Below are 26,358 nucleotides of genomic sequence, written 5' to 3'. Positions count from 1 at the left end.
GTCCCAGATAGAGGAAAGAGAGATGCATTTTCCGCAACGCAAGGCCCTACTGACAGCAATGCTCTTGTCGTTTTCACTGGCAACGCAGGCCAGGGCAGATTTCGATGAAGAAGATGATCTGAAAGCCATCTATGGTGACAAACTGACTGTCAGTATTGCCACCGGCAGCCAGAAACCCTTGCGACTGGCGCCAGCCGTCACCAGCGTCATCACGGCTGCCGATATTCGCGCCATGGGAGCAACTGATCTTGACCAGGTCCTGGAAAGCGTGGCTGGCATGCACGTAGAGAAAATCGGAGCTAACCATTTTTCAGCCTATGTGATGCGTGGCATCATCAACGAATTGAACTCACAAATTCTGGTACTGCAAAATGGTGTACCGATGACGGTACTACTGACTGGTAACAGATCGCGACTGTGGGGCAGCTATCCCTTGCAGCACATCTCACGGATAGAAGTGATACGCGGGCCAGGCTCTGCCCTGTACGGTGCCGACGCCTATAGTGGCGTGATCAATATCATCACCAAAAACTCAACTGAAATAATGGGCACAGAACTCGGTGTCAATGCTGGCTCACTTTCTACGCGCGATGTCTGGATGCAGCATGGCGGTAAAATAGGCGGCGTGGATGTTGCCGCTTATTTACGTGCGGGCAAAACCTCAGGCAATGCCGATATCATCAGTGCAGATGCCCAAACCGGCCTGGATCGTGTATTTGGCACCCGCGTCAGCTTGGCCCCCGGCCCCATGAATAACGGTCATGAAGCTGTGGATGCCCATCTTGATCTGAGCTACGAAAAATGGCGGTGGCGCAGCAGTTACCTACTGCGCGATAACGTGGGTACGGGGACCGGGGTCTCCTCTGCACTGGACCCGGTAGGCAAACTGCAGAGCCAGCGTCTGACATCGGATTTATCATGGAGTGACAGCCATTTTTTGCGCGACTGGGGCCTGGGGTTCAATCTCAGTTATGCAAAATACTTGCAACGCCTTCCTGCGCCACTGGTGTTGTATCCGCCTGGTGTTACTTTTCCGACTGGCAATTTCCCCCAGGGAATCATAGGCTCGCCCAATACATCGGAAAGGCAAATCCGCGCTTCTGCCTTTGCAGTGTATTCTGGCTGGCCTGGACATCAATTGCGTATCGGCCTTGGGCATGATGACTTGTACATGTACGACACCTTTGAGTTCAAGAACTTCCAGGTCACGCCTGCAGGCCTGCCGCAGCCTGCAGGGGCCGTGCAAACCTATACCGGCGCACTGGCATTTCTGGAACCCCACAGCCGCAAGATTGACTATGTGTATATTCAGGATGAATGGCAGTTCGCTCCAGACTGGAACCTGACTGCAGGGCTCAGGCATGACCGCTATTCTGATGTAGGCAGTACCACCAATCCCCGCCTGGCACTAGTGTGGGATGCCGCCTATAACCTGACAGCCAAACTCATGTATGGCCAGGCTTTCCGTGCGCCATCGTTTGCCGAGCTGTATAGCATCAATAACCCGGCCCAGCGCGGCAATCCTTCGATACAGCCTGAAAGTATCAAGACCCTGGAAGCAGCCCTGGTCTGGCAAGTGCGCAACGACTTGCTCGCGAAATTCAATATTTTCCAGTTCAGAATGAAAAACCTGATACGTACCGTCCCCAATGTCATCAGAGGTACAGGTAGCTCGTATGCGAATACCAATAGTCAGGAAGGTCAGGGTATGGAAATCGAGCTAAACTGGCAAGCCAGTCGCCAACTGCGCTTGAACGGCAATTACAGCTACCAGCGCAATATTGACCAAACCACCAACCAGGATGCAGGTTATGCCCCACACCACCATCTGTTTGCCCGTGCTGACTGGCTGTTTGTACAAGACTGGATGTTAAGCCCTCAATTCAACTGGGTAGCAGGACGCAAACGCACTGTTGGCGATCTGCGCCCACCTGTGGCAGACTACAAGACTATCGATCTCAGTCTGCGCACCAATGCGGGTGCATGGGAGGTTTCCGGCAGCATACGCAATCTCATGAATGCCGATGCGCGTGAACCCAGCCTTGCACCCGGCAGTATTCCGAACGACATACCACTGGCGAAACGCAGTTTCTATTTGCAGTTAGTTTATAAAATGTAATACTGCTGTCTGGCTTGATACTGACACCAGTTTGCAGCCAGCTTTGAGTAAATTAACGCCCGGCCCCCTGCTATCCTATCCGCCTCAGCCATACCTTGCACACACCTATCCAATATCAGATTTTCTCCTCCCATCCAAAGTTATCACCATTGATCATGCATGTCTTGGTGGTGGAACTGGATGCTTGCGAAGCATTTTTGCCTGCCGCTCTGAGCCCTGCCATCATGCTGTTCGCACATGGCGGTGGCGTAGTGATACAAGCAGATCAAACTGAGATAGTCGCCGACCGCTTCTTTCTACGCGGCCCGGTAATGGAGCCTACTCACGTTCGCTATGAGACCAAGTCTCTGGCATTGTCAGTATGTTTTCGTCCTGGCATGTTGCAACAAGCTATGGGCATCAATGTTGCCAGCATTGCAGGTAATATCCTGCCCTTCCATGACCTGGTAGCGGCAGAACGTGTTGAGGCCTTTTTGCAAGCACTGGATGAATTACAGGACGTCAGTGCCATCGTAGCGCTATTTCAGGAATTTTTGCTGGATGTACTGGATCACAGGCCCAGGAGCAGCATGGGTGCTGCATTTCTGGCCGCCCACAAAAAAATCTTCTTTCCCTTACTTGAATTATCTGAATATTTTGGCATAGGGCAAAGGCAACTGGAGCGCAGGGTACGCGAAAATTTTGGGGTCACCCTGCGCGATGTGAGACGCATAGTCAGGTTCGGTTTTTCCCTTCCCCACATCATCAAGCCAGATGTGGTCTGGGGAGACCTGACCAAAATCGCCCAGGATACCGGTTACTATGATCAGGCCCACATGCACAGGGAATATGTAGAACTGGCAGGCATACCACCAGCACAACTCAGGCAAAAAATCAGTAGCCGTGATCCTGCTTACTGGATTTATCTGATGTCAGAAGAAGACTTCAACAAGCTTTTTTTAATGATAGATTGACGGGTCGGTACAAATTTGTCGCTTAGGTACAAGTAAGAACCAGGCTAATTGTTTAGACTGTTTTTCATCACAGCGATGGAAAACATGATGAATACCAATGAAGAGAAAAACCATACACGCCAGCCCTTGCAAGTACGCCAATTATTAATCGACCTGTCCCAGGGTTTTTCACGTCATTGGCTGGGTGGAGATGCTTTCCGCACACACTTGTTCAACGCACAGTCATTCAGCTTCCCGCTGGGTGAACAATATTTTATCGATAGCGTCAAGGCAGCCCTGCCCTTGCTCAAAGACGAGCAATTGAAAGAAGAAATCAGGGGTTTTATAGGCCAGGAAGCAAGCCATCGCCATATCCACGCAAAATACAACCAGCATCTGAATACGCAAGGCTTGAGCTATTTCATTGAGCCTTTCGTCAAATGGCGCATACGCAGTGCTGCCAGGCTGGGCGTTAAAAGCAATCTCGCCGTCACAATCGCCTATGAGCATTTCACAGCTATTTTTGCCGACGGCGCTTTGAGTGAACCATGCTGGATAGGTGATGCAGAAGAACCGCTGAAAACCCTGTGGACCTGGCATTCCATAGAAGAGACCGAACACAAGTCTGTTGCCTTTGACGCCTATCATGCAATAGGTGGCGGCTATCTGCGGCGTATAGCCTGGTTCTTGTATGTGAGCATGTTGTTCAGCTTTGATACTTTCGTACAAACCTCACATTGCCTGTATCGCGATGGTCAATTATTCAAACCCAGGACCTGGTGGCAGGCGCTCAAATACTGCCTGCGTCCACGAGGTTTGCTGTGGTTTTCGCTGCCACATTACCTGGCTTATTTCAAACCCGGCTTCCAACCCTGGGAGCGTGACAATCTGCATCTGACCAGGCAATGGCTGACAGAGCAAGTTGCCAGCTACAGGGAAATAGGAAAACCTGCTGAAGCATGAGAGTAAAGTATATTTGTTTCGCTATGCGTTTCAACCTCCATCACTTTAGATCTGGCGTCATGTCCATTTCCTGATCATAAAATGAAATCTATCTTATTAGCTTTGCATCTGGTGTTTGTTGGTCTGTGGCTGGGTTGCGTCTTGACAGAAGCCTTGTTTGAACGCGCCTTGCTGGGACAGGGACGCACCCAGGAACTCTTACTCAGCAACTTACACAAACGGGTTGATCTCTTCATTGAAATCCCGGCATTCATGCTGGTTTTGATTACTGGTGGCATGCTGTGGCATCAGGCACAGCCAGGCATGCTCTTGCACATCAAAGTCGGCTTTGGCTTACTGGCGATACTGGCAAATGCTTACTGTGTCCATCTGGTGTTCAAACGTCATCGATTGGCAGTGAATGGGCTATGGTCTGCCTTTGAAAAAACAGATCACCTACAACACAAGATTGGTGCTGTAGTGTTAATCGCCATGCTGATGGCGTTGAGTATAGGTCTTTATCTGCTTTAGGAATATCGGCGTTTCATCCTGCTGAAAGCAAGCCGCACACAAAATAAAAAGCTCGCATTATGCGAGCTTTTTATTTGCAAGTAGCAAATTCTTAGTGTTGCAATAAAGAATTCACCTCGGCCAGGTCTTCTTCTTTCAAATTACCAGACGCTGACTTCAGACGCAGGCCATTCAGGATAGTGTCATAACGTGCCTTCGCCAGGGTCTGGCGAGTGGTATACAACTGTTGCTGTGCATTAAGGACATCGATGTTGATACGCACACCAACCTGGTAACCAAGCTTGTTTGATTCCAATGCCGACTGGCTGGAAATTTCGGCGGCTTCATAAGCTTTCACTTGCGCAAGGCCAGAATTCACGCCTACGAATGCCTGACGCGCACCCTGTGCAGCAGTACGACGGGCATTTTCATAATCACTGCGTGCCTTGTCTTCGAGTGCTATCGATTCTCTGACGCGGCTATCAACAGAAAAGCCAGAGAAAATCGGGACATTCCATTGCAAGCCTATGGTTGTTGGCCTGGAAACACCTGTGCCAGCCGGATTGCCTGCACCCGCATTAGAGGACCGGCCAGTGCTGGCAACCAGATCAACAGTTGGAAAATGCCCGGCACGGCTTTTTTGTATCTCGCGTTTGGCAATTTCTACTGCTACTTGAGAAGCAACCACACCAAAGTTTTGTTTTTCTGCCGACGATACCCAGTCATCAATCAGGGCTGGTTGGGGTGCATTCAATTTCACGCCTGCACGTAACGGAGCCAGTTCACCAGCTTCTTTGGCGATGATTTGCTGCAAGGCTGCTCGCTTGACTTGTAAATCACTTTGACCAGCAAATTCTTGTGCCGTCACCAGGTCATAACGTGCCTGCGCTTCGTGCGTGTCGGTGATGGTGGATGTGCCCACTTCGAAATTGCGTTTGGCAGAGGCCAGTTGCTCAGAAATAGCACTCTTTTGCGCACGCAAAGTTTCCAGCGTATCTTGTGCTGCCAATACGTCAAAATAGGCTTGGGCAACACGAACGATTAAATCCTGTCTGGCTTGTGCAAACTGCGCATCACTGACCAGCAAAGATAATTTACTCTGTTCATATTGCTGCCAGTTTCCCCAGTTGAACAAGGGTTGGGACAAGGCCAGCGTCCAGGTATTGCCGACGCCTTTGAGAGTGCGGGAGCCAGCAATCTGATCACTTTCCACTTCTGTATTTGATTTTGTGCCACTGCCTCTCAGAGCGATACCTGGCAATAATGCTGCGCGGCCTTGCACAGGTTTTTCCTGACCTGCGGTCAGGCTGGCGCGGGCACTTGCATACTGCGCATCATTTGCCAAAGCATCCTTGTATATTTGCAGCAAATCAGTTGCATTTGCATTCATCGTCAAGAAAGCAGAGGCCAGCAGTGTGGCAAGAATAGGATTACGCATGTAAGGCTCCGAAAAAAAGTAAATTAATAAGTGGGCATACCCGTATCGACTTGTTGTGCCCATGCATGCACACCACCAGTCAGATTAATTGTTTGGGTATAGCCCTGACGCTCTAAAAAATTTGCTACCTGCATACTGCGCCCGCCGTGATGGCAAATACAGACAATCACGTCGTCCGGTTCCAGTTCGTGAAAGCGAACTGGCACTGTCTGCATGGGCATCAATTGCACACCGGGGATATGACAAGTTTCATACTCCCAAGGTTCCCGTACATCGAGTAAAACCGGGGCTTTTTTACTACTATCGTTTAACCATTGCGCCAATTCTGTTGCAGTAATATTTTCCATGCCATGTCCTCTGTTTTCTTTTCAGGATTACAGGCTGAAATGCGAAACTGGCTTGGCACCTGCTGCGGCCTCCACCACAGTTTCAAACAAATTTTGCTTGCTTACTGTAGTTGCAGAAGTACGCGTGAATAATTGCGCGGTCAATGCCGGCAGTTGTCCTACGAAAGCAAGCAAACGACCGCCGACGTTTAATTGCTGCTGAAAGTGTTCTGGCAATTGCTCCAGACCACCAGCGATGACGATGGCATCATAGCTACCCGTATTTTTATCGCTGAAGGCATCGGCCAGAACCACATCAACATTGCTGACATGATTGCGGTGCAGATTATTGGTCGCCAGTTCATGCAAGACCTTGGACGATTCAAGTACGGTCACGTGACGTGCACGATAAGCAAGCATGGCAGCCAGGTAACCTGTGCCTGCACCAACCAGCAGAACACTCTCCTGCTTCTTCACAGCCAGTTCCTGCAAAATGCGGGCTTCCAGCTTGGGTGTCATGGCTTTGCTACCGTCCGGCAAAGGCAATTCAGTATCAAAAAATGCCAGGCTTTTTTGTTCTGCCGGGAAATAATCTTCGCGTTTGACCACAATCAGCATATCCAGCACTTCCTGGTTCAACACATTCCAGGGGCGGATTTGTTGCTCTATCATGTTGAAGCGTGCTTTTTCGATATTCATTTCTATACTCGATTGCAAAATTGGTGGAAACGGCATTTTATCAAAGCGCTTGGGCTGTTTGACGATTACCGCGCCATTTTTGCGTAATCCACAGCCCCAAATCATCAAGATAGGTATAAATCACAGGAACAACGACCAAAGTCAGCAATGAAGAAGTGATAATCCCGCCTATCACGGCCTGCCCCATGGGTGCGCGCTGCTCAGAACCCTCAGAGAGGGCAAATGCCAGTGGCACCATGCCAAATACCATCGCCAGCGTGGTCATCAGGATGGGGCGCAAGCGTACATGGGCCGCTTCCAGCAAGGCTTCCATACGGTTCATGCCTTCTTTTCTTGCCTGATTAGCAAAATCTACCAGCAAAATCGCATTTTTGGTAACTAAACCCATCAACATGATGAAACCAATGATGGAAAACATGTTCAACGTGGAGCGGAAGAACAACAATGCCAGGAAAACACCGATCAAAGTCATGGGCAAGGCTGACATGATGGCTATCGGTTGCAAGAAGCTGGCAAACTGCGACGCCAAAATCATATAAATGAAAATCACTGCCAAAGCCAGTGCAGACAATGCATAACCAAAGGACTCCGTCATGTTCTTGGTAGCGCCGCCCATCTTATAGCGATAGCCAGGTTGCCATTGCATGCCATCCAGCACTTTTCTGACTTCAGCACTGACTTCACCGGCAGAACGTCCCACCACATTGGCAGACAATTCCACTTCGCGGTTCAGATCACGGCGGTTGATCTGGTTGGCACCTGTCGACGGCTTGATGTCTGCCACCTGGCGCAAAGGCACCATTTTTGGTGAGCCGTCTGCATTGGTTTGCGTGCTGCTCAGCATCAGACGCGACAAATCTTCAGCATTATTCCTGTCATTCGGTGACAGGCGCACTGTGACATCATAATTTTCATCATCCGGCGCACGCCAGGTCGTGGCAATTTCGCCTGCCAGCAAAGGCCGCAAGGCACCACCTATCTGAGCCACGCCTACACCCAGGTCCGCAGCGATATCACGGCGCGGTTGCACCGAGATCGTCGGTTTTTGTGCCTTCAGGCTGGAATCCAGATCCACCAGGCCAGGGATAGCGCGCAATTTGTCCTGCACTTGCTCCGACAATTTCGCCAGCTCAGCCAGATCACTGCCCTGCAAACTAAAACGCAGATTCTTGTTGTCACCACCTACGCCATCGAGTGCTCCGATATGCGTGACCGTGATACCGGCTATCTGGCTCAGACGGGTGCGCAGCGGCACCGACATCTGGCTGGTAGTCCTGGCCCTGTCCTTGCGTGGCACCAGACGTATAAAGGTGGTCACATAATTCTTGCCCTGTGCCGAGCCGGTATTTACTGTGCTATAGGTATCCAGCACTTCAGGGAATTCCTTCACGACGGCCTCGACCTGATGCACCTTGGTCTCAGTCAGCTCCAGCGATGAACCCACTGGCGTGTAATAGTTGACGCCAGTTTCGGAATAATCAGCCTGCGGTACAAATTCTGAACCTATCAAGCCTGTGCCCGGAATTGCCAGACCCAGAAAAAAAGTCAATGCAGCAATCAGCAAAGTCTTAATGCGGTGTTTGAGCGACCAGCGCAACATCACCTGATAGCCGCGCGAAAACCATTGCACGCCCCGTTCAAACTGTTCCAGCACGCGACCTATGCTGTTTGCATACCATCCTTTGCGCACAGCTTTGCCATTCGCATCCATTGCTACATGACCGTGTGCATCAGGGTCTGGCCAGATTGATGACAGCATAGGGTCCAGCGTAAAAGACACAAACATGGAAATCAATACGGCGGCGGTGACGGTAATACCAAACTGATGGAAGAAGCGACCGATAATCCCGCCCATGAAACCAACAGGCAAGAACACCGCAACAATGGAGAAAGTAGTCGCCAATACCGCCAGACCTATTTCTGCCGTACCTTCCAGCGCTGCCGTGTGGTGATCCTTGAACTTGCCATTCACCTTCATGCCAGCATGACGTACGATATTTTCACGCACCACAATCGCATCATCAATCAGCAAGCCCACGCACAGCGACAAAGCCATCAGGGTGATCATGTTGATGGTGAAGCCAAACATATCCATGAAAAGGAAAGTGCCTATCAATGCAACAGGTAAAGTCAGGCCAGTAATGACGGTAGAGCGCCACGAGTTCAGGAACAGAAAAACAATCAGGATAGTCAGTGCTGCACCTTCGATCAGAGTGCGGCGCACATTCTCAACACCAACGCGTATCTGGCGTGAACCATCCTTGATGACTTGTACTTTAACGCCAGGGAATTGCGCCAGCAATTGAGGTTCCAGCGCCTTCAGTGCATCGGTCAGGCCATTCGCAACTTCAATCGTGTTCTGCCCCTGCGCCTTCAAAATATCCAGTGCCACGGTGCGCTGACCGTTATACAGTGCCAGGCTCTCTTGCTCTTCCTGACCATCCACCACGCTGGAAACTTGTGACAGCAATACCGGCTGGCCGCCACGGCGGGCCACGATGATGCGGGCAAAGTCTTGCGGGTTCTTGATGCGTCCCTGTATTTGCACGACTTTTTCATTATCGAGTGCGCGGATGGCACCTGTAGGCAGTTCCTGGTTTTCATTGCGCAGGGCATTGATGACCTGATCGACACCCAGACCCAGTGATTCCATTTCACCCGGTTTCAGGTAAATTTTGATCTCACGCTTGACACCACCAACCAGAGTAACCGAACCAACACCACGTACATTTTCCAGACGCTTCTTCACCAGTTGATCACCTATGGTGGTCAGTTCGCGAAAATCACGTTTCTTGATCTTGTCGTCATTCGTGACTGACACCGAAAAGATGGGTTTGTCAGACGGATCGTAACGCGTCACCCTTGGCTCTTTGACTTCCTTGCGAAAGCCAGCCTTGATGAGTGCGACTTTTTCACGCACGTCCTGCGCTGCCTGTGCGGGATCAACGGTCAGGTCAAATTCAAGGATAACGACAGAAGTACCTTCATAAGAACGTGAAGTCAAAGCGCTGATACCGTTGATGGTATTGACGGTTTCTTCAACCTTGCGGGTGATGTCTGACTCTATGGTCTCAGGTGCCGCACCAGGATAATCAGTCTGGATCACCACCACCGGGAATGTAATATCGGGGAACTGGTCAACCCGCAAACGCTTGTATGAGAACAAACCCAGCACCACAAAGGCCACCATCATCATGGTCGCCAGCACCGGATTGCCTATGCTGATACGTGTGAACCACATGATTACACCTTGCCTGTCGTTGTAATCAGCTTCACAGACACACCTGCACGCAGGCGACCCAGATTGGCCTTGACTATCCTTGCTTGCGGTGCCAAACCAGACAGCACCTCCACCACAGGCTTGCCCTGGCTTTCACCACGCAGGCCCAGCTTGACCGGTTTTTGTTGCAAGACATTATTTTCTATCGCATACACGAAAGCCTGTTCGCCTTCATACTGTATGGCCGTCTCCGGCACGGTCAACACTTCAGCTTTTTTATCGACGACCAGTTGCGCTTCACCAAACATGCCTGCACGTAAAACGGTATCAGGATTGGCGACCTGCACATAGGTCATGATGGAGCGTGAACCCGCTGTTGTTGCCGGGTTGATACGTACTACCTTGCCATCGACTGTCGCTGGCACGCCTTCTATTTTTAGTTGCACAGCCTGGCCAATTTTAATGCTGGCAATATCCTGTGTTGGTACTGGCGCTTCCATTTCCAGCATACGCAAATCAACGACATCCAGCAAACGGTTATCTGGGGAAATCTTTTCGCCGGGCTGCACCATGCGGTTGCTGATCATGCCTGAGATGGGGGCGCGTATGACGGTGTCTGCCAGGGCTTTTTGCGCAACATTCAACGCGCCTTTGGCACTATCAACATTGGCCAGGGCGATGGCATATTGGCTGTTGGTATTGTCGTAGGCATTTTTGGAAATAAAACTTTTTTCCAGTAATGCTTTGTTGTTGTCGCGTGCAAGGCGGGCGATATCAAGCTGTCCTCGCGCTGCCGCCAAGGCACCTTTGGCTTGTTCCTGCCTGGCCAGGTAATCACTGCTATCCATTTTCAGCAAAACTTGGCCAGCCTGCACGGCTTCGCCTTCCCGCACCAATACTTCAGTAACGTCACCCGCTACCCGGGCTTTGACAGCAACTTGATTGATCGCACGCAAAGCGCCTGACAAAGCCAGGAGTTTTCTCACTTCAGTGTTGCTAACCTCTACGATATCGGCAGGTAAGAACTCCAGCACTGCGGGCGCGGATTGCACGTCTGTAGCGACAGGCATCTTATTGAGACTTGCCTCAGATTTACGCTTCATCAGCACCACTACTGCCGCCAATAGCAGCAGAACGGCAATGATCCAGAAAGTCTTGCGCTTTAACATGCTTGTTTTCCAAAAAGTAATGGTTTCATGGGCCTGGGTAAAGATGGTAAATAAACTATCCAGGTCGTAAGAAACCCTGACTTTAAAGCCTGACACAAGGTAAGGGTCAAGCAGCGCATGCTATAAACAAGCACAAACTATTTTTTCAACAACAAGCTATGTAAAGCCAGCTCGATATAGTGTTCAAGATAAGTATCAAGCTTCTCAGGTTCAATATTGCAAACGCCTTGAGAATGCTTCCAGATCATCATCATGATCATGGGGGCAATCAGTATCCTGGAGTCGATCTCCACATCCACACTGCGTATCTCACCGCGTGCCATGCCCCGCTTCAACATGGTCATGACCAGGTTTTCACCCCGGTTGATGACCTCTTCCTGATAAAACTTGGCCAGCTCAGGGAAATTTCCCGCTTCCGCCATCATCAGCTTGGGCAAGCCTGATAGCTTGGTATTACCGATACTGCCCCACCAGGTTGTCATGATCAGGCGGAACAGTTCTTCACTATTACCTTCAAACTGATCAATCACACCTTCGGCTTCGCCTATCAGGGGGACTATACTTTCCCTCACCACTGCCTTGAATAACTCTTCCTTACTGCAAAAATACAGGTACAAGGTTCCCTTGGAGACGCCGGCAGCTCTCGCGACGTCATCCAGACGGGTCGCAGCGAAACCGCGCTCCACAAATAAATCGAGGGCAGCAGCAAGCAATTCTTGCGGACGGGCATCCTTGCGGCGCTCCCACTTTGGCTTAAAATGGCATAACATAATAATAACAACTCAATTAACTTACTTTTGAGTCAGTAATATAGTCCGCCCCCAGATCAGCGTCAAGATAAACACTCTTGCTACTTTCATTTCCTCATGGTTTTTATCAATAAAACAATATTCAAGAAATGCATTAATACCAATGAAACTGTTAATGTACCGTATTGATAAGCTGGTTCCCTTGTTACGTTTTAGAGATTCTGCCAAGCAGCAACACTTATCACAAACACTATGCGACAGAATGCGAAATTGGGGAGTTCAAACAGGAAAAATTTGGAACAGGCGGCGGATACTGTCCATCGCTACTGAAGGTCATGCGCTTGCTTAACAGGCTCGCCAACTTGATCTGCCACCCATTTCATCGCACCACTGATACTAGAACTCATGTGCGAAAAAGGCAAAAGGAGTAAAAGGAGTAAAAGCATATCGGGATTGACTTGGATCAAACCCTGAGTATTGCAAAAAAACAATCCCGGCATATATTGAAAGAAGGACTTTGCTCATCCCAGGTCCAGGTCATCAGACTGACATGCAGACACCAGGAATGCCTTGCTCACCAAGAGAGTCAATTGCCCTATTTTGATGACACTTGTTTCTCAACGTATTTCAATTGAGGAGGTTTTCATGTTTAAGCATATACTTTTTCCGACCGACGGATCGGAAGCATCACGGGATGCCATACGCAAATGCGTTTTGTTTGCTAAAGAAACAGGGGCATCACTCACTGGCATACATGTAATTCCAGAGTTTCATATCGTCACTTATCATACTGAGATGCTGGAAGACACCAAGGCGCAATTCGAAAGGGACTGCTTATTGCACGCGCAACATTACCTGAACGAAATTAAGGATATCGCAAAAGAATACAATGTTAGTTGCGAAACATCCTATCTGACAGGCGATCATCCTTTCGACGTCATTGTTAAGCAAGCACAAGAAAAAAATTGTGATTTGATTGCCATGGCCTCGCATGGTAGGCGAGGATTGAAAGGTCTTCTGATGGGAAGCGAAACACAGAAGGTGATTACACACAGCACAGTGCCAGTGCTGGTTTTCCGGTAGTTTCACAGAATGCCTGTAAATACACTACAGTCACTAAAAATTTAGCGGTGCCATATCCCCTTCTGACAAAGGTGACGGCACCGCTTGTTGATACGCAGAAAAGGCAAATAGCGACAGCCGTCAAGAGATTATTTGCCGCACAACTCTTGCACAATAACAGGATATGAATGAAGAAAGCAGCTGCCACTGTCCATCAAATCGAGTTAAGAATCAGCGAACTGTCTGCGTTGTTCAACTCTATGGATCCAACGCCTTTCCATCATCGCGATCTTGACAGGGATGCTGTTGATTTCCTGGAAAACTGGGCACTCGAATTCTCGCAGGAAAGTCATTTCTCCATCATTGTTCATATCAACAAACTTCCCCCGGTCGATCCGTCCCCTTTGGTCTCAGAGGCCATTCGCAATTACTTCCACTATAAATCCATGCTGGCAAAACGCAGTTTGCGCCTGCTATTGCTTGAGGGGCGCACCAGCCTACTGATAGGAATCGGCTTCCTGGCCCTGTGCTTGTTTGGTGCGGATCTTCTCGCAGCATATGCAAACAATACCTTTCTCAGAATGCTCAAGGAAAGTCTGCTCATCGGCGGTTGGGTAGCAATGTGGCGGCCCATGCAAATATTCCTGTACGACTGGTGGCCCATCGTACGCAAGCGCAAGATCTATCACAATTTGGGACATGCAAAAGTGCATGTATTGCAGGCAAAGTCGTAACTATCGCCCGCAGCCCCGCTGCATTTAAGGCCAGAGCAACAAGCTGTAGCCATCCCTGTCTTAGACAGGTGTTCTTTTCCCATACCAAAAAGTGGCTTCTAACAGCAACAAGAGCAATAGGCTAAACCCCAACACTGGCAGGGCGATGCCCAACGCCAGCATGAGCAAACACATCCACCAGGGAATTGCACGGACATGTTTGCGCTCCAGTTTTGGCGCTGACAATGATCCGGTTTTGCGTCGTTGCAGCCACATGACATAGCCTGACACCACAGAAAAAATAACACTCAATCCTATCAGGACTAGCAGCGTCTGGTTCCACCAGCCAAATTCGCCGCGATGAAATGGAATACCTATCGCAGTAGCGCGTGACAATACCGGCATTTGCTGCCAGCCAGACTGAAACAGGGTTTTACCACTATAGCTATCCATTACCAGTTGAAAGCGTTTATCAGGCTGGCTGCGGTCATGATTATCGATACGCCATACCCCACTGTCAGATGCGGGTGGTGTCATTTGCATTTGTATGTCAGGCGCTTGTTTCCTTGCCTGCTGATATACCGACTCCATGCTCAAGGCAGCTTTGCCATCAACTGAATTGTTCGACTTCAAGTCTTTCGGTGCTCTTGGCGTATTCTGTGCAGTGGCACTTTGCACAGCCCGGAAATTCTCGCCTGCATATTTTGACCAGGTCAAACCAGTCAGCAAAATAGTCAGCGTGAACACACCCAGGACGATACTCAAAATACTGTGCAGATAACGCCAGTTAGCCCGGCTATTGCTGCCGGTATAGCGCAAGACGCTACGCCAGCTAGCCTTGCCACGTGGCCACCATAAATAGATTCCAGTGATCATCATCATCAACATCCAGCTGGCACCCAGTTCGATGATCCAGCGCCAACCATCGTTTTGCAGCATATTGGAATGCAGTTTGCGCGCCCAGTTACGGAAACGCCCAGATTCAGCAATGCTGCCCTGTACTTTCGCTGTACCCGGATCCACATAGACGATCAGGTTTTCAGCGCTGGCGTCATGATCATTGCTTTGTACTTTGACAGCCTGAGGCACAGAATGCCCCTGATGCTCTTCATGTCCAGTAGTCTTGCCAGCATCAGTGCTGACTGTTTTTTTTCCACCAAAAATCACCTGCGTGGTTTCACCCTCTGCATAAGCTGGCACGATGGACTTGATCCGTTTTTCAGGGAAAGAGTCTGCTGCCGCCGCGACTTGCTGATCAAGCGACAGTGCAGGCAAAATTTGCGCCACCTTGTCGAGCTCTGCATGTTTCCAGGCTTCGATCTGCGGCGTAAAAATATACAGTATGCCTGTCAGTGCGGCAAAAAGCAGGATAGGTGCTGTCAGCAAGCCAGACCAGAAATGCAATCGCCAAAAGACCCTATGCAACAAGGCACTTGAATTGCTGTGCTGAATGTCACTATCACTCATCTTCTCACTCCAGTTTTTTAAGATAACGGCAGGATCAGATGTCCCGCCAGTGGTAGATATTGGCAATGGTGTTTAGTATTGATAGCGCACTTCAGCAAACAAGTTTCGCCCTGGCAATGGGTGAGACTGAAAAGCTCGGTAATCCATGACATTATCTATCCCTGCTGCCAGTTCCAGCCCCTTAACAGGTTTGAACAAGACCCGCAAATCAAGCTGCCTGACGCGCGACAATCCACCGTAGGTATCCGGCTTGATATCCAGGTTCAGCATGTCATTATACTGACGACCAGCGTAACGATAACTACCAGCCACACTCCAACTATTGCTTGGTGCGTAACTCAGTGTGACTGCCCCACGGATGCGGGGTATGCGTACCCAGGCCTTACCTACCGAAGCAATAAAATTGTTGTTCTCAATGATCTTGGAATCATTCAAGGCCATGCTGCCATCCAGGTTCAGACCGTCGACGAGCAGATTATCAATGTCGCCAGCCAGTTCAATGCCACGCGTCCGCACCAGCCCTACATTCTGCACATTGGTGATGCTGGGGAAAACCGCCGTATTGGTCTGACTCCAGATGGTATCGCGTATGCTGTCCTGAAACAAGGAAACACGCAGGCTGGCATTGCGATAGCGTTTTTCCAGCATCAGCTCAATGGCATCGGATTTTTCTGGTCGCAAATTCGGATCATTCAAGACGATACTGCTACCGGATTGCGTGCCCTGAAACAACTCAGCAACCGTAGCAAAGCGTGTGCCTCTGCCAGCAGAAAGTCGTGCAGTAAAATCATCTGCCGCTTCCCAAGTTATTGCAAATTTGGGCGACATGGCAGTAATGCTGCGTTCAGGATAAGCTTGTGAAGCACCGGGAACAAAACGCTGAATACCATTGTAAGCTTTCCACGATTCCCAACGAGTGCCTATTGTGGCTTTCCAGTCCTGAGCGAAACGCCAGGCGTCTTGAGCATAGACAGCAAACAGGCGCGTGTCACCACCAACGAACTGGCTTTCATCGCCACTACCACGGCGCCAGTCAGCGCTTAGCGTTTGCGTGCTTTGTGCGAGGTGATAGTCATTGGCATGCAGGCCAAAAGTCAAGTAATGGGCACCACCTGTACAGTCACCTTGTTTCGGACTATAGGTAGATTGCAATTCCAGCGTTCTGAATCCGGTACCGTCACGCAAAGTAGATGATCCCGCACCACCATTTGCGGCAACTGGTTCGGGATTATTTGCAGTGCGCTGCAGGTCTTCAATGATGCGATATTGGCTCGCCACCATAGACATATTCCAGCCTGAGCGATTACGTGTCTTGACAGTCAAGCCTGCCTGTACGTGGCTTTCCTGGCGATGAAAAGGAGCAAAGGCAGATGCAGGTATATCAAACACATTGCCGTTATTGCTGACGCGACCTGACCAAATGGTTTGCCCATTGGCATCGCGCAAGAAGCTATTGTTACGGTTGTCACTATCATTCTTCCACCAGGCCAGCATGCCTTCCGCGCTCAGGTTTGGAGAAAAATCATAGCCGAAAGCAAGCTTGCCCGTCGTTTGCACGGTGTGATCGATAGCACCAGCGTTGGCACCAAATACCGCTCGCCTTTGTCCGGTGGGGGCGACATCATATTCAACACCCGTCACATGAATTATAGGTTTGCTTCCAGTTGGTGCCGAGAATACGCCGGCATTATTCGCATTCACCGTGTAATACTGCATGGGGTGACCAGTAGAATCCTGGCGATTGAGCATAAGCCGATACCAGAGGCCATTCGTCAGTTTGTCCGCAATTTGTGCAGATGCCTGGGTATTGGTATAGCTTTCACTCAAGCCGTAGGCATCAAATTTTTCAGACTGCATCGCCAGGCGCGCAGCCCCCTCAAACTGTTTTGGCTTTCTGGTGCTGACAATAACCGTCGTGCCTATGGAATTGCCGGGATAAATGGCTGAGTAAGGACCGTATAAAAGATCTACCCGTTCAATTTCTTCCGGCGCAATCATATTCCAGCGTGGCGCATCAAATCGCCCCAGGAAATTGGAAATCAGGTAGCCATCCATCAGCACCAGTCCACGTGGCGCCTGGGTGGTACCAAAACTGCGACCACCGATAAGTGCATTGCGATCACCGCTATACCGTTTGCGTATCGTGGTATTGGGCATATTGCGTAATACATCTTCAGGGTTAAAGATATTTTGCTGCTGACGTAGCTCTGCCGCTGTCAGACTCGCAGTAGTAGATGGTAGATTCGCTGCCAGTGGTTGACGCACGCCATCGATAGACACCGTTTGCAAATGCTGTTCTGTGGCGACCCCTTGCGCGAAAGCTGCTACTGAAAACATGCTAGCAAGCAGCGTGGCAATCGGTTTAAGCACGAGTGAAAATTGAGATTTTGATGTCATTCTGTTTCTGATAAAGTAAACTAACTGTCTTGGTCGTGTAAGCACTACAAAATACGCGTGCCGCATCTAAGAACTAGCCGATACGCCCAGTTGCTCATTGCGACCTGGTATCGGGTAACCAGAACGATAGGCATAGCAAGGCATGTCCACCTTGTTCTGCCTGTACCATTTTTATCGGGCGTGATGTAGTGCTCACCGTGAATACAATCAATGATTAATGTGGATTAGAAAACTTGGGATTTTTCAGGAATTTCTCATCCGTCAAAGTTCCCAGGAAATTGATCAGATCAATTTTTTCCTGTTCTGTCAGATTGATGCGCGTGATCAAGTCGCTTTTATAGGGGTTGGTTCTGCCGTCCCCGGCGTAGATACCACTGGCAATCTGACGGCCACCTGCGGCATAGAAGTCCAGCACTTCCTTTAAGGTCATGATGGAGCCGTCATGCATGTAAGGGCCAGTCACAGCAACATTACGCAAGCTTGGCGCGCGGAAAGCGCCCATGTCTGCTGGCCTTGAAGTAAATTCAAACAAGCCACGGTTAGGGAACGGGAAGCCACCTTTACCGTCGATGTTGTATAAACCAGTATTGTGGAAAGGCGTATCGACCTGGGCCAGCCCTTGAAAACGGGTTTGATCATTGAAATTGAAACTGCCATGACAATGAAAACATTCCGCTTTTTCGCCCATGAACAGATTCATACCGCGCAACTCGGATTCATTCAGACTCGCTTCCTTGCGAAGGAATTGGTCATATTTCGAATCACTGGAAATCAAAGTCCGCTCAAAAGTGGAGATGGCTGCAATAATATTGGCAAAGCTGACTGGATCACTGTCTTTTGGAAATGCTGCCTTGAACAAATTGGCATAATTTGCATCCTGCTTGAAGCGATTCAGCACCTCTGCCCGGTTTTTGTCATTGATCCCCATTTCGACAGGGTTCTCGCCAAACATCGGCACTTCCATTTGCCTTTCCAGTTCTGTCAGTGCCGGGTTAGCCCAGGTGAGTGTGGCGTGATACACGACGTTGGCCAAACCCTGCGCATTTCTTGGATGCGTTTCACCCGTTGATCCTATGGCCAGTGCACGCCCGTCAGTAAATGCCTTGTCTTGATGATGACAGGATGCACAAGACTGCGTACCGTTGCCAGAAAGGCGTGGCTCATAAAACAAATGCCTTCCCAATGCAATCTTTTCTTCAGTCGATGGGTTACTGGCAGATACGACGGGCGCAGGAAAACCGTTCAGGGCAGGTGTCGTGGCTGTACCATGATTATGTGTTGCGGAGGGGCCGCCTCCGCCGCTGCCACCAGCGCCACAAGCTGCCACCAGCAAGCTGGCGGCAAAGATTGTTGCGCAAGTGGCACCATATCGGCTAAGCAAGTACATCACTTGTTGCGAGCAACAAAGATCGACTGAACGCCAGCCGTTGCTGGTTTGCCAGATGGAAGGTCAATCTTGAGCCCCTCAAATATGGCCTTGCATTCACTGTCAGTCGTACCAGACATGCAGCCCGCAGCGCCTGCAGTATCGCTAGTCAGGTCACTCCCTGCAAACAAGGCATTCAAATCCAACGATATTTTTTGCGTACTGTAATTAAAATTAGCAAGCTTGACCTGCATGCGATTGGCATTTGTGCAGCTATAGGCGCCTGTCGTTGCATTAGTTGTACAGCCGCCAGAACCGAGATGAACATTCCAGGTCGCGGCATTACTGGTCGTGGTGGTTGGAGGATTGGTCGTCGTGTTGGTACGGACTACGTTGACACCACCTTGCGGATTCAATTCCAACTTCAGAAACTTGCGACCAGAAGTCCAGCTCCAGGCCATGGCCGCAACATTCATGGGTTTTGCGGCAGTGGCATAGTCAGTGTGATTGAGCGCTTCCGGCACGCCAATTTCATAAGAGATGCCTTTGTATGCAGCGCCAGGCACAGTACCAGTCAATGTGGTATTTGTGGGTAGTGCAGTACCACCGCAGGCAGCACCTGTGCCATCTATAAAGCTAATCAAACTGACTTGATCATTTTGCCAGTCGTTAGCTGACAAAGTCACCGGAACCAGTTTGTCATTGGTGTCGATCAGATTGACGTTGGAGACGTAGAAACGGGCATCCTTCAAATCCGCCGTGGTAGCTTTGCTGCCCATACCGCTGATGGGTGTGCCACATTTAACAGCAGTCCCGTTAGCAAGCAATTCGAAATTAATACTCACCGGCATGGTTGCCGGATAAACAGGCGCGCTCGCTGTATTGGAACTTCCAGAACCGCCACAAGCTGTGAGTACCAGTGCGGAGGCGATGATGGAAAAGGAAATAGCTGTCTGCTGTATAGTATTCATATGTAGTCCTTAGAATTTAGATTGAATGCCAATGGTTGCAGCCCACTTGGGGCTGAGTTGTTCACCATTTACTCGTTGACGCAGAGGAATTTGCAAAAATCCATAAACGTTAACCTGTTCGGCCAATTTGTAGCCCAGGCCAGGGCTGATGGAAAGGCTGTTACCACCCGAATTTTCGGGTTCGGCATTTAGCCCAGAGTCTCGCTCCCGGCTCTGGAAATTGAGTTGCAGCATAGGTGAAAAATTGCTATTCCATTCTGTGCGTACACCCACATCAACACCAAATTTCTTGCCTGGCTTGTAGCCATCTTTTTCACTCAGTGGCGCTTCCACATTCGCCTGGATGAACCAACTGCTGGTCAAATCAGGCAGCACACGGCGGTAATAGGCACTCGCGACAAGATCTGTCGTTCCTGACCCTGGTTGTAAACTGCGCTCCGCTTTGGTGCCGGTATTATTTGCAATATCAGTTTTTCCTGTGGCCAGTTTCAAGCCAATATTCGATCCGAAGACAGACGCCCCGCCAGTAGCAGCGTCTTGCAAGGCTGTCTGGTAGCGGGCGGATATTTTGGCGTCACCAATCTGGCGAAAATTCCAGGTAACTGGCGCACCTAATTCTGTGTGCAAATGACGGCGATCAATAAACGGAACGGAAGCTGAAATCCCCCAATTTTCATTGATGCCATGATCGACATTGAGTAGCCAGCGGCGACTAATGGTTTCTATTTCGCGGTTTCTTTGATCGGCTTCATTGGCAGCAAGTTTTCGTGAGCCACTCATCAAATGATCCTGCCTGACTTGCTCATAGCGCAAATCAAAGCGATTACCGTGATCCAGCCATGCTCCCTGAACTGCCCAGTCGGTATTGACCAGGCAAAAACTGGCGCCGCATGAGGCTGAAGCAGGGTTTGAGAAGCTGATCACTTGCATTGTCATTGCTAGCAAAAAAGCGAGCCGCAATGGGGACTGTTGATTGATTTTCTTCATTTTCTTTTCACGCCGTAGGCGTACTTGTTTTCTTGGTCAAATTGCATGAGACATTCTCAAGACATCTGGAGTGAGGTAGATACGGCCTTGCTATTTCTGTTCTGGTTGATAACTTTGGCTCGTGTCAGTCGCAGCCACCGATACAAGTTGCAACTCGACCGGCCGCAAGCCTGGAGTTTGTTGCATAGCCTGGTTCAAATAAAAGGCGTAGGCGTTCCAGATTGCCAGCGCGCAAATCGCTGCCACGTTGAAACTACGAACAATTGCAAAAGTTGTAACCAACTTGCTTTTTTCTACTTGCATTTTTTCCTCACTCAGAATGGAATGATGGTTTGAATGAAGCGTACTAAGATCTAATCGAGGTCAAGCGCCGCGATGCGACACAATGGCAATGCAAAATACAATTTGCTTACAGCCTTTATATTTCACCGAGGCGAAAAGCAAGCGGCAAATCGCCTTGCAATTGAATGCGACGGTGCGTGGCAAACTGGTTTTGTGATTTTTTCCCGAACGCCATAGAGCTCACCTGCACCACAGCGCAGCGTGACTGGAGAGCCAAGCGAAGATCAGGAAAGTGCAGGTGGCGCGCGCGGCTGCGCGCTCGCCCAGGAGAAAAGTGTTTGCGGGGATTGGTAGAAGAGTGAAGGGAATGCTTCGCTCAATTTCGTGCTGGCGACATCCTGGGGGCTCGATGGAAGCAGGAAGTGATGATCAGCTTGCGGCAGGCAATTTGCACAATGCACTTTTGCACTTTTGGATTTCTGATTCTCAGAGTCAGGATCCGCCTTGATGAACTTGCCCGTCGCAATTTCGAATAGTTTATTACCTTCGGCACTGCAAATTTCGATAAAACCTGCTTTGACCTTTGACGGAGTCATGGCATTTGCCATAGACGGAGCAATGCCATTGAACAGCATGGCAAAACATGCCAGCCATATGGTCAGTTGTCGGAGTCTGTGGAAAATTCGCATAGACCGGATTATAACCAAACTGCCCGCTAATGAAAAATTTTGTTTTGAATTTAGGGAATCCCTGATTAAGGGACCTCTTATTAAGTCCGGTTCGCTATTCGCAAGTTATTGATTTTCAGAGAATTAATTTTAAAAAATTGGACTTAATCAGAGATGTCTTATGTTCGCTACCGAACATACGACTTGATGAAGCCCGCTTATCCTTGCCAACAAAAAAACCAAACACATCGACTGGTTAGCTTAATCACGCGATGCGCTACCGACCCGCATCTTGACAATTAAAGTACTTATGCCCGCCCACCTCAAAAAAATAATATTACCTCTCTTCATACTTTCGCCTGCGTTATTTAGCCAGGCACAGGCTAGCGACATAGAACAACAGATGCTGCGTTGTTCCGTGCTGGGCGATGCAAGTGTCCGTCTCAGTTGCTTTGATGCTTTAGCCAAGGCTCCTACCCCAGTGGAGGCTGAAAAGCCAATTGCCAAGGCAGAAGCTCTCCAAGAGACCGTGGCGCCTGAACAGCCGACAGAAACCGCACCCGAAATGTCGCGCATGGTGCAACGCTGGGAACTCGATGTAGCATCCAAGCGCGGCAAATTCGTGTTTCGGCCTCATCATGATAATTATCTGCTGTTGGCAAATTATAGCAATGCTTCGAACGACGAGCCGTTCAAGAAATTCACGCCTGCCGGCGTCAAATCCAAGCATGTGGAATTGACTTATCAACTGAGCATGAAAATGAAACTGGCTGAAGAAGTGGGTAGCTCGCCTGTTGATGTGTGGGTGGCCTACACCCAGCAAAGTTTTTGGCAGGCATATAACCGCAGTGCATCCAGCCCTTTCCGCGAGACCAATTACCAGCCAGAAGTCATGGCAATGATCCCGATCAATAAAGGCATAGGTGATCTCAATATCCGATACCTTAATTTTGGCCTGGTACATCAGTCTAATGGTCAGACCTCGGCCTTATCACGCAGCTGGAACCGCATCTATGCTGAGCTGGGTGTTGAACACGGCAATTTCTCACTCGGCACAAGAGTCTGGCGTCGTCTAGATAACGCCAGGTCAGATAACGACAATATCGATATCATTGATTACATGGGGCATGGCGACATACATGCCACATATCGCGAAAAAGGCGGCCGCGAATTTTCCCTGACTGCACGCCGCAATTTCAATACCGGCCATGGTGCATTGCAGGCCAGCCTCGCGATGCCTATTACTACCAATTTAAAGGCCTATTTCCAAATATTCTCGGGATATGGCCAGAGCCTGATTGACTATAATCATTCGCAAAAATCAATAGGTGCGGGATTCATGGTTGATTTTTGATTGCTTTGATGGCGGTCTAATTGTGCCTGCATGGCTGTACATTATTTACAGATGAGCAGGCATGCTGGCATATCTTTTATATGTGTTACAGGCGCAAAGACATGCCCAGCACAACTTCCTTAACGCATCCGTCTGGTAGTTTCCCTAGCAATCAGTTCCAGACCAGGCAAAGTCGTATCGACTTCGTTACCCGCTATCAGGCCCAGCAAGGTCTTGGTCGCAAGCAGACCCATGTCATACAAGGGCTGATGGATAGTAGTAAGGGGTGGCGTTGTATATAAAGAGCTGGGCAAGTCATCGAAACCTATCAGGGAGATATCTTCGGGCACGCGTATACCCTTACGGTACAGGCCCAGCCTGACCCCATAGGCAGAAAGATCGTTGGCGGCAAACACCGCGCTGAATTGTTGCTGGGTTTCCAGCAAGCGGTTAATTGCCAGCAAGCCACTGGCTTCATGGAAATTTCCTTCAGCTACCAAGCTTTTCTCAAATGGGATATTGGCTTCGTGCAATGCTTTTTGATAACCCTCTTGCCGTTCAGCAGCATCAGTATTATTTGCTGGCCCGGTGACAAAGGCGATGCGCCTGTGACCCAGTTCTATCAAATGCCGGGTTGCCAGGTAAGCACCGTGGACATTATCAAGTTTAAAGCCAACTGCCGTCTTGCTATGCAAGCTGCGGCCTGTAGCGACTATAGGTTTATCAAGAGCAAATTCCAGCACTTTCTTGTCAGCGATACGACCCGACAAGAGGATAATGCCATCCACTTTGCGCGCCAGCAACAGCTTGATGCGCGCCGCCTCTTCTTCAGCATTCCAGTGCCCGCTGACGATGACCGAAGCATAACCGGTCCCTTTCAGGCCATCGTCCACGCCATGCAGGGTTTCATCAAAGAAGGGGCTGGCGATATCCTGCACCACGATGCCTATCGTCATGGAGCGGCCACTTTTCAGGCCTTGCGCCAACTGATTAGGCTCAAACTTCATTTCTGCAATGGCGGTTTCCACTGCCTTGCGTTTGTCATCCGAGACCTTGGCCGTGCCATTCAGTATGCGCGATACCGTGCTGGGTGACACCCCTGCTTCACGCGCAACATCTAATAAAGTGACTGGCTCGTTTTTTCTTTTCGTTCTGTCAACCACACAATGCCTTCCCAAGCTGGGTAATTATTAATACTCAGTATTCACAATTTAGTGAAAAGCTTTTCACAATGAGCATATCATGGATTTTTGTATGTGCGCTTTGGTTTTCCACTGTCTGCCAGAGGTCATAGTATGGAATGGCGATCAAGCCCGTCTTGACAGCGCAGAGGGTATTGGAGACGCCGCCTTGCACAGGTGTTCCACCAGTTTTCTATGGTCAGGCAAATCAGCCAGCGCGCGCTGGGCCATCTGGGCAATCATCTGAAATTCCTGAACAGCCTCCCGCTCTTGCGGATATAGAAATTTATTATTCGCCATATCGGTCTGGAATTCCATTCCATACAAAACGAATTGCCAGCTTGATGGCGGATACATTTCTAGGTCGGCAATAAAGTCCATGCGATGTGGCGGGCGGCAGCTCCACATCCTCAGCTTTTCTTGCAGGCTCTCAGGTATAGAGGCTGCATCCCTGTTGTCACGCCAGAATGCAGAATCAGTTCTTTGGCTCAGGCTGAAGTGCATTTTGACAAAATCAACAATGCGCTCATACCGCGCTTTCATGTGTTGATTAAATTGGGTTGCCACCGCATCAAACTCACCGTTAAAAGGAAACAGGTAGGTCAGCAAATACGCTGCTGTTTCTATCAATCCTATGCCGGATGATTCCAGCGGCTCAATGAAACCGCCTGATAGTCCTATGGCCACACAGTTCTTGACCCATTGGGTTTCACGGTAACCTACGTTGAGCTTCAACAACCTGGGAGTCATTCCGTCAGCAGCCGGACCTATGTATTGACGCAAGACTTGTTCCGCCCTCTTTTCGTCCGTATGACGACTGGAAAACACATAACCTATCCCCCGTCTTTGCTGCAAGCCGATGTTCCAGATCCAGCCCGCTTCCTGCGCACTGGAAATGGTATAAGAAGGGATTGGCGTATCAGGCTTTGCATAAGGCACTTGCAAGGCCAGGGCGCGGTCAACAAACAGAACATCATTCAAGGATTTGAATGTAGATCCCAGCGTTTTGCCTATCAGTTGTGCACTAAAACCAGTGCAGTCTATGAACAAGTCTGCTGCCAGCACTTGGCCATCTTGTGTGTGCACGGCGGAAATCGCACCTTGTCCGTCTATTTCTACATGCTCTACCGTTCCCAGTATCCGCTGTACACCAAGTGATTGCCCATGCTCTGACAACAATGCTGCCAGGCGACCAGCGTCAAAATGATAGGCATAATTCATTGGTCCCAAAAAGTCCTTATCGGCAAATCTTTTGGGGCCACGCGAAGCATCTGCTATGCATTTTTGCATGGTCACAGCCTCTGCAAAGGCTGGCTGCTGACCATTGCGCGCAGCCAGCCCCTTCAGCCAGTAGGGCAATAACTCTGGCCCACGCTGACTGGGATGACTGAAGGGATGAAAGTAATGATCCGTTCCTGAACTACCTGCTGGCCGAACCCAGTGATCAAAGCGTATTCCCTGCTTGAACGTAGCATGGCATTCTTTGATGAAACGCGCCTCATCTATGCCTATCGCTGCCAGAGTACCGCGTATGGAGGGAAAACTGCCCTCACCAACTCCGATAATGCCTATGTCTTTTGACTCTACCAGGCGTATCTGTATGCCCTCCCCCGATTTGGAGGATGACAAATGCCTGGCCATGAAACATGCCGTGAGCCAGCCAGCTGTTCCCCCACCTACGATCAAAACACTTTTTACAGCTTTCATTTGAGCAAGCTCCTCTGGTTTCACTACAGTCAAGGCATACATAGTGTGGCATTCAGGATGTGTCCTGGGAATGACTACCTGCCGCATCCTCACTGGTCTGATAGCGCAAAATTCATCCCT

General features: G+C 49.7%; 22 protein-coding genes. 7 read left to right on the top strand and 15 right to left on the bottom strand.

Going from position 1 to position 26,358, the window contains the following annotated elements; genetic code table 11:
• Nucleotides 1-22 precede the first annotated feature (22 nt).
• From Q8K39_RS07250 to Q8K39_RS07235, 4 genes are all read left to right on the top strand, one after another.
• Nucleotides 23-2,119: a TonB-dependent siderophore receptor gene (locus tag Q8K39_RS07250; protein WP_305259050.1), complete on the top strand. Its 2,097-nt coding sequence runs from the start codon at nt 23-25 to the stop codon at nt 2,117-2,119.
• Between the two features lie 155 nt (nt 2,120-2,274).
• Nucleotides 2,275-3,072 (top strand): helix-turn-helix domain-containing protein, encoded by a 798-nt coding sequence (locus tag Q8K39_RS07245; protein WP_305259047.1) that lies wholly within the window; start codon nt 2,275-2,277, stop codon nt 3,070-3,072.
• Nucleotides 3,073-3,156: 84 nt separating this feature from the next.
• Entirely contained in the window at nt 3,157-4,014 is an 858-nt protein-coding gene (locus Q8K39_RS07240) for a metal-dependent hydrolase (protein ID WP_305259045.1), read from the top strand.
• 81 nt (nt 4,015-4,095) lie between these two features.
• Entirely contained in the window at nt 4,096-4,524 is a 429-nt protein-coding gene (locus tag Q8K39_RS07235; protein WP_305259043.1) for a hypothetical protein, read from the top strand.
• A gap of 91 nt (nt 4,525-4,615) precedes the next feature.
• Here Q8K39_RS07235 and Q8K39_RS07230 read toward each other — a convergent pair whose 3' ends face one another.
• The 6 genes from Q8K39_RS07230 to Q8K39_RS07205 form a co-directional block, all read right to left on the bottom strand.
• Nucleotides 4,616-5,941 carry a TolC family outer membrane protein gene (locus Q8K39_RS07230; RefSeq protein ID WP_186952276.1) on the bottom strand — a complete coding sequence of 442 codons (1,326 nt, stop codon included), beginning with the start codon at nt 5,939-5,941 and terminating at the stop codon, nt 4,616-4,618.
• A 23-nt stretch (nt 5,942-5,964) separates the two neighbouring features.
• Entirely contained in the window at nt 5,965-6,288 is a 324-nt protein-coding gene (locus Q8K39_RS07225; RefSeq protein ID WP_110255052.1) for a rhodanese-like domain-containing protein, read from the bottom strand.
• A gap of 27 nt (nt 6,289-6,315) precedes the next feature.
• On the bottom strand, nt 6,316-6,966 hold the full coding sequence (locus Q8K39_RS07220) for a protein-L-isoaspartate O-methyltransferase (RefSeq protein WP_305259037.1): 651 nt from the start codon (nt 6,964-6,966) through the stop codon (nt 6,316-6,318).
• Between the two features lie 40 nt (nt 6,967-7,006).
• Nucleotides 7,007-10,207 (bottom strand): efflux RND transporter permease subunit, encoded by a 3,201-nt coding sequence (locus Q8K39_RS07215; protein ID WP_305259035.1) that lies wholly within the window; start codon nt 10,205-10,207, stop codon nt 7,007-7,009.
• Between the two features lie 2 nt (nt 10,208-10,209).
• Nucleotides 10,210-11,355: an efflux RND transporter periplasmic adaptor subunit gene (locus Q8K39_RS07210; RefSeq protein ID WP_305259034.1), complete on the bottom strand. Its 1,146-nt coding sequence runs from the start codon at nt 11,353-11,355 to the stop codon at nt 10,210-10,212.
• A gap of 137 nt (nt 11,356-11,492) precedes the next feature.
• Complete coding sequence (locus Q8K39_RS07205) at nt 11,493-12,125, bottom strand: TetR/AcrR family transcriptional regulator (protein ID WP_186952271.1); 633 nt, start codon at nt 12,123-12,125, stop codon at nt 11,493-11,495.
• Nucleotides 12,126-12,749: 624 nt separating this feature from the next.
• Here Q8K39_RS07205 and Q8K39_RS07200 point away from each other — a divergent pair.
• Together Q8K39_RS07200 and Q8K39_RS07195 are read left to right on the top strand one after the other, a co-directional pair.
• Complete coding sequence (locus Q8K39_RS07200; protein WP_305259033.1) at nt 12,750-13,187, top strand: universal stress protein; 438 nt, start codon at nt 12,750-12,752, stop codon at nt 13,185-13,187.
• A gap of 167 nt (nt 13,188-13,354) precedes the next feature.
• The gene (locus Q8K39_RS07195) at nt 13,355-13,900 is read left to right on the top strand and encodes a hypothetical protein (RefSeq protein ID WP_305259031.1); all 546 of its coding nucleotides are present in this window, start codon (nt 13,355-13,357) and stop codon (nt 13,898-13,900) included.
• A 60-nt stretch (nt 13,901-13,960) separates the two neighbouring features.
• Here Q8K39_RS07195 and Q8K39_RS07190 read toward each other — a convergent pair whose 3' ends face one another.
• The 7 genes from Q8K39_RS07190 to Q8K39_RS07160 form a co-directional block, all read right to left on the bottom strand.
• A complete protein-coding gene (locus Q8K39_RS07190; RefSeq protein ID WP_305259029.1) occupies nt 13,961-15,346 on the bottom strand; it encodes a PepSY domain-containing protein in 1,386 nt (461 codons plus the stop codon).
• A gap of 72 nt (nt 15,347-15,418) precedes the next feature.
• Nucleotides 15,419-17,743, bottom strand: coding sequence for a TonB-dependent receptor (locus Q8K39_RS07185; protein WP_305259026.1), 2,325 nt, complete (start codon nt 17,741-17,743; stop codon nt 15,419-15,421).
• Between the two features lie 214 nt (nt 17,744-17,957).
• Nucleotides 17,958-19,130 carry a methanobactin export MATE transporter MbnM gene (locus Q8K39_RS07180; RefSeq protein ID WP_305259024.1) on the bottom strand — a complete coding sequence of 391 codons (1,173 nt, stop codon included), beginning with the start codon at nt 19,128-19,130 and terminating at the stop codon, nt 17,958-17,960.
• Nucleotides 19,130-20,080, bottom strand: coding sequence for an MbnP family copper-binding protein (locus tag Q8K39_RS07175; protein ID WP_305259022.1), 951 nt, complete (start codon nt 20,078-20,080; stop codon nt 19,130-19,132). Before Q8K39_RS07175 ends, Q8K39_RS07180 begins: the two co-directional genes overlap by 1 nt.
• A gap of 9 nt (nt 20,081-20,089) precedes the next feature.
• Complete coding sequence (locus tag Q8K39_RS07170) at nt 20,090-21,010, bottom strand: hypothetical protein (protein ID WP_305259021.1); 921 nt, start codon at nt 21,008-21,010, stop codon at nt 20,090-20,092.
• Between the two features lie 147 nt (nt 21,011-21,157).
• The gene (locus Q8K39_RS07165) at nt 21,158-21,370 is read right to left on the bottom strand and encodes a hypothetical protein (RefSeq protein ID WP_186952263.1); all 213 of its coding nucleotides are present in this window, start codon (nt 21,368-21,370) and stop codon (nt 21,158-21,160) included.
• Between the two features lie 263 nt (nt 21,371-21,633).
• Complete coding sequence (locus tag Q8K39_RS07160) at nt 21,634-22,038, bottom strand: DUF2946 domain-containing protein (RefSeq protein WP_305259019.1); 405 nt, start codon at nt 22,036-22,038, stop codon at nt 21,634-21,636.
• A gap of 382 nt (nt 22,039-22,420) precedes the next feature.
• Between Q8K39_RS07160 and Q8K39_RS07155 the strand changes: the two genes are divergently transcribed.
• Nucleotides 22,421-23,371: a phospholipase A gene (locus Q8K39_RS07155; protein ID WP_305259017.1), complete on the top strand. Its 951-nt coding sequence runs from the start codon at nt 22,421-22,423 to the stop codon at nt 23,369-23,371.
• Nucleotides 23,372-23,490: 119 nt separating this feature from the next.
• On the opposite strand, the gene Q8K39_RS07150 is transcribed toward Q8K39_RS07155, so the two are convergent.
• Nucleotides 23,491-24,513: a LacI family DNA-binding transcriptional regulator gene (locus Q8K39_RS07150; protein WP_305259015.1), complete on the bottom strand. Its 1,023-nt coding sequence runs from the start codon at nt 24,511-24,513 to the stop codon at nt 23,491-23,493.
• Between the two features lie 144 nt (nt 24,514-24,657).
• On the bottom strand, nt 24,658-26,238 hold the full coding sequence (locus tag Q8K39_RS07145) for a tryptophan halogenase family protein (protein WP_305259013.1): 1,581 nt from the start codon (nt 26,236-26,238) through the stop codon (nt 24,658-24,660).
• Between the last annotated feature and the right edge of the window lie 120 nt (nt 26,239-26,358).

Origin of the sequence: Undibacterium sp., from assembly GCF_030683615.1 — a bacterium.
Lineage (GTDB): Bacteria > Pseudomonadota > Gammaproteobacteria > Burkholderiales > Burkholderiaceae_D > Undibacterium > Undibacterium umbellatum.
This window is presented reverse-complemented; position numbering and strand designations above follow the sequence as displayed.